The organism is Tenacibaculum sp. E3R01 (assembly GCF_003318185.1).
Taxonomy (GTDB): domain Bacteria; phylum Bacteroidota; class Bacteroidia; order Flavobacteriales; family Flavobacteriaceae; genus Polaribacter; species Polaribacter halocynthiae.
On sequence record NZ_QOCC01000019.1, the window covers coordinates 435,265 to 447,621 of the forward strand.

The 12,357-nt window shown below is 26.1% G+C and carries 13 protein-coding genes; 9 read left to right on the forward strand and 4 right to left on the reverse strand.

Translation table 11 applies throughout. The features are described from left to right. The first annotated feature begins 37 nt into the window (after positions 1 to 37). The 3 genes from ybeY to DS884_RS07135 all read left to right on the forward strand — a co-directional run bounded on the left by ybeY (position 38) and on the right by DS884_RS07135 (position 4,372). The gene (gene ybeY / locus DS884_RS07125) at positions 38 to 454 is read left to right on the forward strand and encodes an rRNA maturation RNase YbeY (RefSeq protein WP_093869531.1); all 417 of its coding nucleotides are present in this window, start codon (positions 38 to 40) and stop codon (positions 452 to 454) included. A 31-nt stretch (positions 455 to 485) separates the two neighbouring features. After that, entirely contained in the window at positions 486 to 2,363 is a 1,878-nt protein-coding gene (gene mnmG / locus DS884_RS07130; RefSeq protein WP_093869530.1) for a tRNA uridine-5-carboxymethylaminomethyl(34) synthesis enzyme MnmG, read from the forward strand. Between the two features lie 1,148 nt (positions 2,364 to 3,511). Next, positions 3,512 to 4,372 (forward strand): class I SAM-dependent methyltransferase, encoded by an 861-nt coding sequence (locus tag DS884_RS07135; RefSeq protein ID WP_093869529.1) that lies wholly within the window; start codon positions 3,512 to 3,514, stop codon positions 4,370 to 4,372. A gap of 139 nt (positions 4,373 to 4,511) precedes the next feature. Here the strand turns inward: DS884_RS07135 and DS884_RS07140 are convergent, their stop codons facing one another. Further along, positions 4,512 to 4,910, reverse strand: a complete 399-nt coding sequence (locus DS884_RS07140; protein ID WP_113786270.1) for a DoxX family protein — start codon at positions 4,908 to 4,910, stop codon at positions 4,512 to 4,514. Between the two features lie 124 nt (positions 4,911 to 5,034). Between DS884_RS07140 and DS884_RS07145 the strand changes: the two genes are divergently transcribed. Next, positions 5,035 to 5,961, forward strand: a complete 927-nt coding sequence (locus DS884_RS07145; protein ID WP_093869527.1) for an SPFH domain-containing protein — start codon at positions 5,035 to 5,037, stop codon at positions 5,959 to 5,961. 18 nt (positions 5,962 to 5,979) lie between these two features. Further along, positions 5,980 to 6,297: a heavy metal-binding domain-containing protein gene (locus DS884_RS07150; RefSeq protein WP_093869526.1), complete on the forward strand. Its 318-nt coding sequence runs from the start codon at positions 5,980 to 5,982 to the stop codon at positions 6,295 to 6,297. Between the two features lie 64 nt (positions 6,298 to 6,361). Here the strand turns inward: DS884_RS07150 and tatA are convergent, their stop codons facing one another. The 3 genes from tatA to rnr all read right to left on the reverse strand — a co-directional run bounded on the left by tatA (position 6,362) and on the right by rnr (position 9,583). Next, positions 6,362 to 6,553, reverse strand: a complete 192-nt coding sequence (tatA, locus tag DS884_RS07155) for a twin-arginine translocase TatA/TatE family subunit (RefSeq protein ID WP_113786271.1) — start codon at positions 6,551 to 6,553, stop codon at positions 6,362 to 6,364. A gap of 33 nt (positions 6,554 to 6,586) precedes the next feature. After that, positions 6,587 to 7,264 (reverse strand): head GIN domain-containing protein, encoded by a 678-nt coding sequence (locus DS884_RS07160; protein ID WP_093871964.1) that lies wholly within the window; start codon positions 7,262 to 7,264, stop codon positions 6,587 to 6,589. Between the two features lie 123 nt (positions 7,265 to 7,387). Further along, positions 7,388 to 9,583, reverse strand: a complete 2,196-nt coding sequence (gene rnr / locus DS884_RS07165; protein WP_113786272.1) for a ribonuclease R — start codon at positions 9,581 to 9,583, stop codon at positions 7,388 to 7,390. Positions 9,584 to 9,700: 117 nt separating this feature from the next. On the opposite strand from rnr, the gene DS884_RS07170 reads away from it, so the two are divergent. The 4 genes from DS884_RS07170 to DS884_RS07180 all read left to right on the forward strand — a co-directional run bounded on the left by DS884_RS07170 (position 9,701) and on the right by DS884_RS07180 (position 12,345). Beyond that, positions 9,701 to 10,615 (forward strand): diacylglycerol/lipid kinase family protein, encoded by a 915-nt coding sequence (locus tag DS884_RS07170; RefSeq protein WP_113786273.1) that lies wholly within the window; start codon positions 9,701 to 9,703, stop codon positions 10,613 to 10,615. Positions 10,616 to 10,691: 76 nt separating this feature from the next. Continuing rightward, positions 10,692 to 10,850, forward strand: a complete 159-nt coding sequence (locus tag DS884_RS18420; RefSeq protein WP_158530825.1) for a hypothetical protein — start codon at positions 10,692 to 10,694, stop codon at positions 10,848 to 10,850. 620 nt (positions 10,851 to 11,470) lie between these two features. Next, the gene (gene rpiB / locus DS884_RS07175) at positions 11,471 to 11,905 is read left to right on the forward strand and encodes a ribose 5-phosphate isomerase B (RefSeq protein ID WP_093869522.1); all 435 of its coding nucleotides are present in this window, start codon (positions 11,471 to 11,473) and stop codon (positions 11,903 to 11,905) included. Next, positions 11,899 to 12,345, forward strand: a complete 447-nt coding sequence (locus DS884_RS07180; protein ID WP_199488191.1) for a GNAT family N-acetyltransferase — start codon at positions 11,899 to 11,901, stop codon at positions 12,343 to 12,345. Before rpiB ends, DS884_RS07180 begins: the two co-directional genes overlap by 7 nt. Positions 12,346 to 12,357 lie beyond the last annotated feature (12 nt).

Consider the following 12,357-nt stretch of genomic DNA (forward strand, 5'->3'; position numbering starts at 1 on the left):
ACTTAAAAATAAATATGCCTTTCGATAATTCAAAAGAATGATACAATTTAATTACGAAACTGATTTCAAATTATTAGATGAAACTAAAACTAATAGTTGGATAAATGAATGTATAGAAAAAGAAGGTTTTGAACTAGGTGAAATCAATTATATTTTTTGTAATGATGAATATTTACATAAAATAAATATTGAGTTTCTACAACATGATACATTCACAGACATTATAAGTTTTGACTACACACTGGGTAAAGAAATTAATGGTGATATTTTCATATCAATCGAAAGAGTAGAAGAAAACTCAAACAAATATGCTACTTCTTTTCAAGATGAACTACACAGAGTTATTATTCATGGTGTTTTACATTACGTAGGATTAAAAGATAAAACTGATGATGAAAAAGAAAAAATGCGTCAAAAAGAAAATGAATACCTAACAATTTTTAATAAAAAATAAAACGAGTTCCACGTGGAACTGAATATAAAATATGAGTTTATTTAGTACAACATACGATGTTATTGTAGTAGGTGGTGGTCATGCAGGAAGTGAAGCAGCTGCATCTAGTGCAAATATGGGTGCACATACTTTGTTAATTACAATGAACCTTCAGAACATAGCTCAAATGAGTTGTAACCCAGCTATGGGTGGAATAGCTAAAGGTCAAATTGTTCGTGAAATTGATGCTTTAGGTGGATATAGTGCAATAGTAACTGACAAGACAGCTATTCAATTTAAGATGCTTAATAAATCAAAAGGACCTGCTATGTGGAGTCCTAGAGCACAATCAGACAGAATGCAATTTGCTGAGTGTTGGAGGAACATGCTTGAACAAACTGATAACTTAGACTTTTATCAAGATTCTGTAAATGGTTTAATATTTAAAAATAATACTATTGTAGGTGTAAAAACTGCCTTAGGTTTACAAATAAAAGCTAAAACAGTAATTGTAACAGCTGGTACATTTTTAAATGGTTTAATCCATATTGGAGAAAAAACTTTTGGTGGTGGAAGAGCTGGTGAAGGAGCTTCAACTGGTATAACTGAAGATTTAGTAGCAAAAGGCTTTGAATCTGGAAGAATGAAAACAGGTACTCCTCCACGAGTAGATGGTAGATCATTAGATTATTCTAAAATGACAGAGCAGCCTGGTGATGAAATAACCGAAAAATTTTCTTACTTAAAAACAAGTAAACCTTTACAAAAACAACGTTCTTGTTACCTAACATATACTAATCCTAAAGTGCATGAATTATTAAAAGAAGGTTTTGAAAGGTCTCCAATGTTTAATGGAAGAATTAAATCTACAGGTCCAAGGTATTGCCCTTCTGTTGAAGATAAAATAAATCGTTTTGCAGAAAAAGATAGACATCAGATATTTGTAGAACCAGAAGGATGGAATACTGTAGAAGTATATGTAAATGGTTTTTCTACTTCCTTACCTGAAGATATTCAAGACAAGGCTATACGATCAATTGAAGGTTTTGAAAATGTAAAATTTTTCAGATATGGCTATGCAATAGAATATGATTACTTCCCACCAACTCAGTTAAAACATAATTTAGAAACAAAATTAATTGAAAATCTATTTTTTGCTGGTCAAATAAATGGAACTACAGGTTATGAAGAAGCAGCAGCACAAGGTTTAATGGCTGGTGTTAATGCTGCCCTTAAGACACAAAATAAAGAAGCTTTCATCCTTAAAAGAAACGAAGCTTACATTGGCGTTTTAATAGATGACTTAATAACAAAGGGAACTGAAGAACCATATAGAATGTTTACTTCTAGAGCTGAATATAGAACTCTATTAAGACAAGATAATGCAGATTTGAGATTAACAGAAAAAGCATACCGATTGGGGTTAGCCTCTAAAGAAAGATTTGAAAGAGTATTAGATAAGAAGAAAAAAACGGAGCTTACAGTTAATTTTATCAAAAATCTAAGTGTTACTAAAGAAGAAATCAATCCTATTTTAGAAAGCAAGAAACTAGCTATAGTAAATCAAACAATGAAGTTATATAAAATAGCTTCACGCCCACAATTAAATTTCAACGATCTAAAAAAGGTCACAAAGTTAGCATCTTTTATTAATGAAAATAATATAGATAATGAAATAATAGAACAGGTAGAAATAGATTTAAAATATTCTGGATATATAGAGAAAGAAAAAAACAATGCAGATAAATTAAATAGATTAGAGAACGTTCCTATACCTTCTAACTTTAATTATAGTAAAGTAAAATCACTTTCATATGAAGCTAGAGAAAAACTATCAAAAATACAACCTACTTCAATATCACAAGCAAGTAGAATAAGTGGTGTTTCACCTAGTGATATATCGGTATTACTTGTATACATGGGACGATAATTATATTTAAAACATTTATAAAAAAGGACGATTCAAATGAATCGTCCTTTTTTATTTATAACATAAACAAATAGATAACAATAGTAAAAAAAACAATTAATAATTTATATTTAACCTTATAATGATAACTAATCATTTCAAACCAGGTAGAATAAAACAACATATGTTTCATGTGGAACATAATTATTATTTAGAAATAATATATAATTACTCATCAAAAAAAAACAATAATTCAAACCGTAATTATAACCACACTTCTACTCTATTAAAAATATTAACTAAATTTATTAAAAATAAAAATTAATAAGTGATAAAATATTAAACAAAGAGCGTAACAAATAAAAAAACTCCTACTCTATTTATACTATAAAACAGAAACTAGACTATTATTAATTAATATAAAATAAACAGATAATAAAATGTTTCATGTGGAACATAAATAATCTAAAGAACCCCTACACTATTTATACTATTAAACAAAAACTAGACTATTATTAATAAATACTAAAACCAAAACATAATGTAATGCTTCATGTGGAACATAAATAATTTAAAATACTCCTACTATATTTATACTACTATACAAAAACTAGACAATTATTAATTAATATAAAATCAATAGATAATAAAATGTTTCATGTGGAACATAAATAATTTAAAGAACTCCTACTATATTTATACTACTAAACAGAAACTAATCAATTATAAATTAATATAAAAATCAATAGATTATGAAATGTTTCTTGTAGAACATAAATAATTTAAAGAGCTCCTACTATATTTATACTACTAAACAGAAACTAGACTATTATTAATTAATATAAAATCAATAGATAATAAAATGTTTCATATGTTCCATATGAAAGTTAAAAACACTCCTACTATATTTATACTATTTAAACAGAACTTGATCAATTATTAGTTAATATGAAAAACGATAGATAACATATGTATAAATAATCATTTACTTTATATTTAAAAATAGCTTATTAACACAAATACATAAAAATAACTTTCAAATTTTATAAGTAGTCTATTAAAAATAATTAAAAAATAAAGATGTTCCATGTGGAACATCTTTATTTTTTTATGTAATATTGTCCTAGGAAAATTATTGTTCCCCGTGGAACATTATAAAATATATAATAATGAGCAAAGAAAAAGAATTTTATAAAAATCTTCATCCATATCTAAATTGTATAGATTATACTGTTTCAAATGAAAGTTATGAGGTTATGCATAATAAAGAATACGACATGTTAGTAACCTCTCCTCTACCAAGTAATTTAGATAAATATTATAAAAGTGAAGATTACATTTCACATACTGATGGTTCAAAAAATATATTTGAAAAAACATACCAATTAGTAAAATCTTACACATTAAATAAAAAATTAAAATTAATAAATTCATTAAAAACTGATAGTAAAACAATACTTGATATTGGTGCTGGTACAGGCGACTTTTTAAAAACTTGTAAAGAAGGAAACTGGTCAGTATTTGGAATTGAACCTTCAGTAGATGCAAGAAAAATAGCTAAACAAAAAAAAATAAATTTAGTAGATAATTTAGAACTAGTATATGATAAAAAGTTTGATGTTATAACACTTTGGCATGTACTTGAGCATATTCCAAATTTAAAAGAATATACAAATAATATTAAAAAATTACTAAAGCCGAATGGAGTATTAATAATAGCTGTTCCTAACTATAAAAGTTTTGATGCTAATTATTATAAAGAATTTTGGGCAGCTTACGATGTACCAAGACATGTGTGGCATTTTTCAAAAACATCTATAAATAAAATTTTTAATGAAATTAAAATGGATGTAATAAAAATACTTCCTATGAAGTTTGATTCTTATTATGTATCATTGTTGAGTGAAAAATATAAAAAGGGAAAAATGAATTATATAAATGCTTTTTATATTGGTATGAAGTCAAATTTTAAAGCAAAAAGAAATTTAGAGTATTCTTCTTTAATTTATTTAATAAAAAACACTAAATAATCATTTTAAATACACTTATTTGTATTTAATTAAAAAACATATACAAATACCTTATTAAAAATAAAAAACCTCTTAAAACTATGTTTTTAAGAGGTTTTTTAATAATTAAAATATATAATAATACTATACAATATAAGAATTATTTATTTAATAAAAACATGCCAAAAACTGTAATTAAAAAATAAACAGCTAATGTCATAGCTCCTGCATAATCTTTTGCAAGTCGTTGACCTATTAATAAAAATATTAAAGTTAATGCAGAAAGTTGAACTCCTAATAAAGCTAATTCTTTTGAACCTGTAGTTATAATATTAAAAATACCTACAAACATAAAAGCTCCTGCAATAATTTCAATAACTAAAATTATTCCTAATAATAATGGTACCAGGTTTTTAAATGGTGAATTTTTGAAGTGATCTTTAATAAAAGATAAATTACCATTCCAATCTGTTACTTTATCAACACCCGATTGTAAAAAAGTGACAATTAAAAAAAGTAAGATTAAAATTTCTGTAGCGTTGTTTTGAATAAGTTCCATAAAATTGATTTTAGCAAATATAAGTTATAAATAAAAAAATGTAACATTTATTAAAAATTACGTCATATAGTTGTTAATTGTTATATTTAGCTTAAAAACTCAATCAACTTAAAACTTTCAAATTATGCCAGTATTTTTATATCCAATTATTTTCTTAGGGATAGTACTTATATTATCTTCTTTCTTTACAGTAAAACAACAATCAGCAGCTATTATAGAGCGTTTTGGTAAGTTCCATAGTATTCGCCAATCAGGTTTACATCTAAAAATTCCACTTATTGATAGAATAGCTGGGAAATTAAGCTTAAAAATTCAACAATTAGATGTAATTATTGAAACAAAAACTTTAGATGATGTTTTTGTAAAATTAAAAGTATCAGTACAATATAAAGTAATAAAAGATAAAGTATATGATTCATTTTATAAGTTAGATTATCCACATGACCAAATTACATCTTATGTATTTGATGTAGTTCGTGCAGAAGTTCCAAAAATGAAGTTAGATGATGTTTTTGTTAAAAAGGATGATATTGCTATTGCCGTAAAATCAGAATTAAATGAAGCAATGATGACTTATGGATATGATATTATTAAAACATTAGTAACTGATATTGATCCTGATGCTCAGGTAAAAGAAGCTATGAATAGAATTAACGCTTCTGAACGTGAAAAAGTAGCAGCTCAATACGAGGGTGATGCCCAACGTATTTTAATAGTAGAAAGAGCAAAAGCTGAAGCTGAGAGTAAGCGTTTACAAGGACAAGGTATTGCAGATCAAAGAAGAGAAATTGCACGTGGTTTAGAAGAATCTGTAGAAGTTTTGAATAAAGTTGGAATTAACAGTCAAGAAGCATCTGCTTTAATAGTTGTTACACAACATTATGATACTCTACAATCTATTGGTCAAGAAACTAATAGTAATTTAATATTATTACCAAACTCACCACAAGCTGGAAGTCAAATGCTTAATGATATGGTTGCAAGTTTCACAGCTAGTAATCAAATAGGAGAAGCTATGAAGAATAGTAAAAAAAATGACAATAAAGAATAATAAAAACTAAAAAAAGTTATGATAGTTACTACAACACCAACTATAGAAGGAAAACCTGTTAAAGAATATTTAGGTATTGTTACAGGTGAAACAATTATTGGAGCTAATATTTTTAAAGACTTCTTTGCAGGAATTAGAGATATTGTAGGTGGAAGATCTGGATCTTATGAAAAAGTACTTAGAGAAGCTAAAAATAGCGCTTTAGAAGAAATGGAAGAGATGGCAAAGCAATTAGGTGCTACTGCTATTGTTGCTGTCGATTTAGATTACGAAACTGTTGGACCCAATGGTGGTATGCTAATGGTTACTGCTTCAGGAACAGCTGTTGTTATATAATAAATGTACAAACATTAAAAGAAAAGCCCAATCAATTATGATTGGGCTTTTTTATTATACTTAATTATTTTTTTTCTTCTATTTGTTCTTCTCCATCTTCAGTTTTAGTAGCATCTTTAAATTCTTTAATACCTGTACCTAAACCTCTCATTAATTCAGGAATTTTTCTACCTCCAAAAAGTAATAATACTACAACAACGATTAATGCTATGGATGCTCCTCCAGGAATAGCTAAGAATATATTATTTGATATCATTTTAAACTAATTTATAGTAGCAAAGATACAAAATTAACTTCGGTGTTCAATTACTCCTCCTATTACTTTTTTGTCTTTTAAAACTTCAGGGGTTCCTTTATAAAAAATAGATCCACCAAATGACACTTTAGCATCTAAAACTTCACCAGATTGAACTTCAGCTTTTGCCCCAGAACCAGCTCTAATAATATTCATACTAGATACAGTAACATTAAATCCATGATAATTTGCACCTAAGTCAACTTTTACAGTTTGATTTTTAGTTTTACCAGATAACTTAATTACTGAAGCAGAAGTACTTTTTACTTTCAAATGTTTAACATCGATAACCATGTTAATAAATGCTCCTTCTTGAGCCTTCACTTCTACTTTTTGTTGTTTAATACTTTTACTTGTTATAATTGCACCTTCATTTGCGTCAATAATTGCTATATCATTTGCATAATACAAAGTAATTTTTGCCTTACCTTCAGCTGTAGTTTCAGGAAAAGAAAGAACTATTTTTAATGTATCATTAATAGCTTTAAATTTTACTTTATTAGCCTTCTGCCCTGTTACAACTGCATTAAATTTATCAGATTTTACTAATTCAACATCAATACCATTATACACTTTAAGAGTTGTAAAACTTCCTAAATCTTTAGTAATACTATTTTGAGCAACGATTATAATACTTACAAAAAACAGACTTAAAAAAATAAATTTTTTCATTTTTATTATATTTAATTTGTTTAACATTTAATAAGTTAAACAAGCATAGTATGATTATTATGACAATAACTATACCATTACTATAAAGACAAATATTGAAATTTATTGTTACATTTTAAAGAATTAACTAGTTATTAATTCAAAATCTAAGTGTTTACGCTCTAAATCAGTATGCTTAACTTTAACAACAACTTCATCTCCTAATTGAATCATGTTTTTAGTTGATTGACCAACTACAGCGTATTGTTTTTCATCAAAAATATAGTAATCATCTTTAATATCTCTGATTCTTACCATACCCTCACATTTATTAGATTTTATTTCAACATAAATTCCCCATTCAGTTACTCCAGATACTACTCCTTCAAACTCTTGGTTTTTATGATCTTGCATGTATTTAACTTGCATATATTTTATTGAATCTCTTTCTGCCTTAGAAGCTAACTCTTCCATTTTTGAAGAATGTTTACATTTTTCTTCGTAAATATCAGCTTTAGGTGAATTTTCTCCATCTAAATAATGTTGTAACAAACGATGTGTCATTACGTCAGGATAACGTCTTATTGGTGAAGTAAAATGTGAATAGTAATCAAATGCTAATCCATAATGACCTATATTTTGAGTAGTATATTCAGCTTTACTCATAGATCGTATAGCTAAAGTTTCTACCATATTAGCTTCACCCTTTCCATGAACATCACTTAATAGTTGGTTTAAACTTTGAGAAGTTTTTTCTTTTGTTTCGGTATTAATTTTATAACCAAATTTACTTATAATGTTTTGTAATGAAGCTAATTTTTCAATATTAGGCTCATCATGCACACGATATATAAAAGTTTTGTTAGTTGCTTTTCCTTTAGAAAAACCAATAAATTCAGCAACTTTTCTATTAGCTAATAACATAAATTCTTCAATTAATTTATTAGCATCTTTAGATTCTTTAAAAAATACACCTACAGGGTTGGCATTTTGATCTAAATCGAACTTCACCTCTACTCTATCAAATGAAATTGCACCTTCTTTCATACGCTTTTTACGTAATTTTTTAGCCAATTCATCTAATTTTAAGGTAGCTTCAACAATAGCCTCATCTACCATATAAATTTCACCTGTTAATGAAATTTCTGCAGGAATAGTATTTTCTTTAGTTTCAATAATCACTTGAGCTTCTTCATAAGCAAATCTTTTATCAGAATATGTTACAGTTCTTCCAAACCATTCATTTACAATATGAGCTTTCTCATTAACTTCAAAAACAGCAGAAAAAGTTAATTTTTCTTCATTAGGACGCAATGAACATACTCCATTAGATAGCATTTCAGGTAACATAGGTACTACCCTATCAACCAAATATACAGATGTTGCCCTATCATAAGCTTCATCATCTAATTTAGTTTTAGGTTGTACATAATGCGAAACATCAGCAATATGAATTCCAATTTCGTAATTACCATTTTCTAATTTAGTAAAAGACAAAGCATCATCAAAATCTTTTGCATCTTTAGGATCAATAGTAAAAGTAAGATCATTTCTCATATCTCTTCTTTTTGCTATTTCTTCTTTAGTAATGTCAAATGATAATTTACCTGCCTCTTCTTCTATTTCTTTAGGAAAATCATACGGTAAACCGTATTCTAACAAAATAGAATGTATTTCTGTATCATGTTCACCTGGTTTTCCTAAAACTTGAGTAATTTTTCCAAAAGGATTTTTAGAATTATCTGGCCAATCAGTAATTTTAGCTAATACTTTATCACCATGTTCTGCTCCATTAAGTTTACTTTGTGCAATAAATATATCTGCATACATTTTATTACTGTCAGGTAATACAAAACCAAAATTTTTATTCAATTGTAATACTCCAACAAAATCTTGCTTTTCACGTTCAATAATTTCAACTACATCAGCTTCTAACTTATTACTTTTTCTTTTTTTGTAAAGATAAGCTCTTACAACATCATTATGTAATCCTTTACCTAAGTTTACTGACGGTACAAAAATGTCGTTTTCAAAATCATCAGAAATGAAATATGCATTACCATTTGAAGTAACATCTAAAGTTCCTATATGATATTTCCTATCTTCATTAATTTTATACTTTCCTCTTTCTACTTCTTTAATTTTTTTAGTTGCTGTTAATTCTACTAATTTTTGAAGTATTTGAGTTTTACCATCAGTACCAGTAACACCTAATGCCGAAGCTATTTGTTTATAATTATATTGTTTGTTACTATCTTTATTAAGTATTTTGAAAATATTTCGGGTTAAATCTTTAATTACTTTACCCTTTTTTTTGTAGATTTTTTTCTTTCTAGTCATTAATCTTGCTTCTTATAAAATTTGTACCAAAGTACAAATAAATTTATACCTCAACTTATTAAATAACTGTTATGAATACATTTTTGTATTTTACAACCTTATTAACTTTCTTTTTATATGACAAAATCTTGGTTTCTAATTGTAAATCCAACAGCTGGTAATGGTAATTTTAATAAGCTATGGTTAGAAATAAAACATGAATTAAAAATACAACAAATAGAATATTCATTTGTGTTAACAAACTATCATAAACATGAAATTGATTTAGTTCATGAAGCAATAAATAAAGGTTATAAACATATAATATCTGTTGGTGGTGATGGTACTTTGCACCATATAATTAATGGAATTATGACACAAAATGAAGTAGAAAGTAATCAAATTACTGTTGGTATAATACCTTTAGGTACTGGTAATGATTGGATTAAAACATATAATATTTCTAAAAATATTAAAGAAGCTATTTTATTAATAAAAAAAGAAAATACTATTTACCAAGATATTGGTTTTCTACAATTAAAAAATACGTCAGCATATTTTAATAATGTTGCCGGTATTGGCTATGATGGTTATGTTGTTAATAAACTTAATAAATTAAAACGTTTTGGACCTGTTGCTTACTTATTAAGTGGAATTGCTGGTTTAATTTTTTATAAAAAAACAACTTTTACTATAGCTATTAACAATCAAATTGTTAGTACTAAGTGTTTAATGACATTATTTGGAATTTGTAAATATTCAGGAGGTGGTATGCAATTAACTGATTATAAATCTCCTAATGATGGCTTATTAGATGTAAGTATTGTAAAGAATTTAACTTTTTTAAATTTATTATTTAATTTGCCTAAACTGTACAACGGCTTAATTACTAAACATAAAAAGGTTAATACTTACTTATCAAACGAATTGTTAATAACCCCTCAAAATATAGAACAATCTATATATATTCAAGCTGATGGAGAATTAATAGGAACTGGTAAAGTTAAAGTAACTCTTTGTAAGGAAGCTATACGATTTGTTATCAATAGTTAATTTTAGTTAAAAAAATCTTAATAAAATTGTAACGTTTTTAAAATTTATTCGTCTTTATAATAGAAAGGCTTTAAAAATGAAAAACTTACGAAAAATAATAGCTTTATTTTTACTTATATTTATTACAGGAATTATAGTTACTGTGATAAGTATAAACACTTCTTTCAAAAAAAATACTTCAGAACAAAAAATTACCTCAAAAGATAGTATCTATTTATTAAAAAAGAATATTTAAAAAACTCTTTTTACTTTTATTCATTCTTCACTTATAAGAAGTATGTTTATTTAGTATATTAAGTTCTATTTTTAAATTTTGAAATACTTTTTACAGTTATTAACATATTATATTATTAATATAAAGAATTTTTAAAATTTAAAAAAAAGAATGATTGTTATTATAGCTTGTGAATATGTAGAGTAAAAAGTTTATTTAAAATTAGGTTTTCTTACTTATTAAATAAGTTAAACAAGTTATCATTTATTTAAGTTCTTTAAAATCAATTATGAAATGTAGTTATTAACAAAAGTTATAAACACTAGTTAACTAACTTTATTGAATTACTTATTTCAATTTCATTGTAAATAAATTGTAAATTTTATGTTGATAAATGTTTCTTAAAAAATCAAAAAAAAAGTTGCATATCTAATATCTATTCTTGTATTGTAAAAAAAAATGTAAAAAATCAAATTTTCTTTTTAAAATCTACAAATAGTTCTTAACATTTTAATAATACAATTAAGTACTTAAAAATTAATAGGTTATTAATAACTCTAAAAAAAGCATTGTTAATTACTGTTGATAACCGTTAATAATGGTATTTTTGTGTTTCACAACTAAATTAAAATCAACATATTATGATTATTGCTGTAGGAAACGACCATGCTGGTACTGAATACAAGTTTGAAATAGTAAAACTTTTAGAAGAATTAGGACACAAAGTGATTAATTTTGGTACTAATACAAATGATAGTATGGACTATCCTGATACAATTCATCCAACAGCGGAAGCTGTAGAAACAGGACAAGCTGAAATAGGTATAATTTTATGTGGTAGTGGTAATGGAGCTCAAATGACAGCTAATAAACATCAAGGTGTTAGAGCAGCATTGTGTTGGAATAATGAATTAGTAGAATTAACTCGCCAGCATAATAATGCTAATGTGTTAACAATTCCTGCTCGTTTTGTTTCATTACAACAAGCTTTAGGTTTTGTAAAAATATTTTTATCTACTGAATTTGAAGGAGGGCGTCATGCTAATAGAGTTAATAAAATAGCATGTGAATGTTAGTGAAATTTGTAGTAAAAAACTTTAAAGAATTAACAGCTTCAGAACTATATGATATACTTCAATTACGTTCTGAAGTTTTTGTTGTTGAGCAAGATTGCGTATACCAAGATATTGATGGAAAAGATGATATAGCATTACATGTTTTAGGTATAAAAAATAATAAGATTATTGCTTATACTCGTTTGTTTGATGGAAATCAATATTTTGATACACCTAGCTTTGGAAGAGTTATAGTAGCAAAATCTGAACGTAAATTTGGATATGGTCATGATTTAATAAAATCGTCAATTGAAGCAATTTATAGTAATTATAATACTAAAAAAATTACGATTTCTGCACAAACTTATCTACAAAAATTTTATAAATCACATGGGTTTGAACCTATTGGAGAAGAGTATTTAGAAGATGGAATACCACATATAAAAATGATAATGAATTAATATGTTTTTTAT

Excerpts from the sequence above, each read along its gene's own strand:
- DS884_RS07180 (WP_199488191.1), top strand. The coding sequence starts at position 11,899 with ATGTTAGTGAAATTTGTAGTAAAAAACTTTAAAGAATTAACAGCTTCA.
- DS884_RS07140 (WP_113786270.1), bottom strand. The coding sequence starts at position 4,910 with ATGGAACTTATTCAAAACAACGCTACAGAAATTTTAATCTTACTTTTT.
- DS884_RS07145 (WP_093869527.1), top strand. The coding sequence starts at position 5,035 with ATGCCAGTATTTTTATATCCAATTATTTTCTTAGGGATAGTACTTATA.
- rpiB (WP_093869522.1), top strand. The coding sequence starts at position 11,471 with ATGATTATTGCTGTAGGAAACGACCATGCTGGTACTGAATACAAGTTT.
- DS884_RS07150 (WP_093869526.1), top strand. The coding sequence starts at position 5,980 with ATGATAGTTACTACAACACCAACTATAGAAGGAAAACCTGTTAAAGAA.
- ybeY (WP_093869531.1), top strand. The coding sequence starts at position 38 with ATGATACAATTTAATTACGAAACTGATTTCAAATTATTAGATGAAACT.
- DS884_RS07135 (WP_093869529.1), top strand. The coding sequence starts at position 3,512 with ATGAGCAAAGAAAAAGAATTTTATAAAAATCTTCATCCATATCTAAAT.
- DS884_RS07160 (WP_093871964.1), bottom strand. The coding sequence starts at position 7,264 with ATGAAAAAATTTATTTTTTTAAGTCTGTTTTTTGTAAGTATTATAATC.
- tatA (WP_113786271.1), bottom strand. The coding sequence starts at position 6,553 with ATGATATCAAATAATATATTCTTAGCTATTCCTGGAGGAGCATCCATA.
- rnr (WP_113786272.1), bottom strand. The coding sequence starts at position 9,583 with ATGACTAGAAAGAAAAAAATCTACAAAAAAAAGGGTAAAGTAATTAAA.
- DS884_RS18420 (WP_158530825.1), top strand. The coding sequence starts at position 10,692 with ATGAAAAACTTACGAAAAATAATAGCTTTATTTTTACTTATATTTATT.
- mnmG (WP_093869530.1), top strand. The coding sequence starts at position 486 with ATGAGTTTATTTAGTACAACATACGATGTTATTGTAGTAGGTGGTGGT.
- DS884_RS07170 (WP_113786273.1), top strand. The coding sequence starts at position 9,701 with ATGACAAAATCTTGGTTTCTAATTGTAAATCCAACAGCTGGTAATGGT.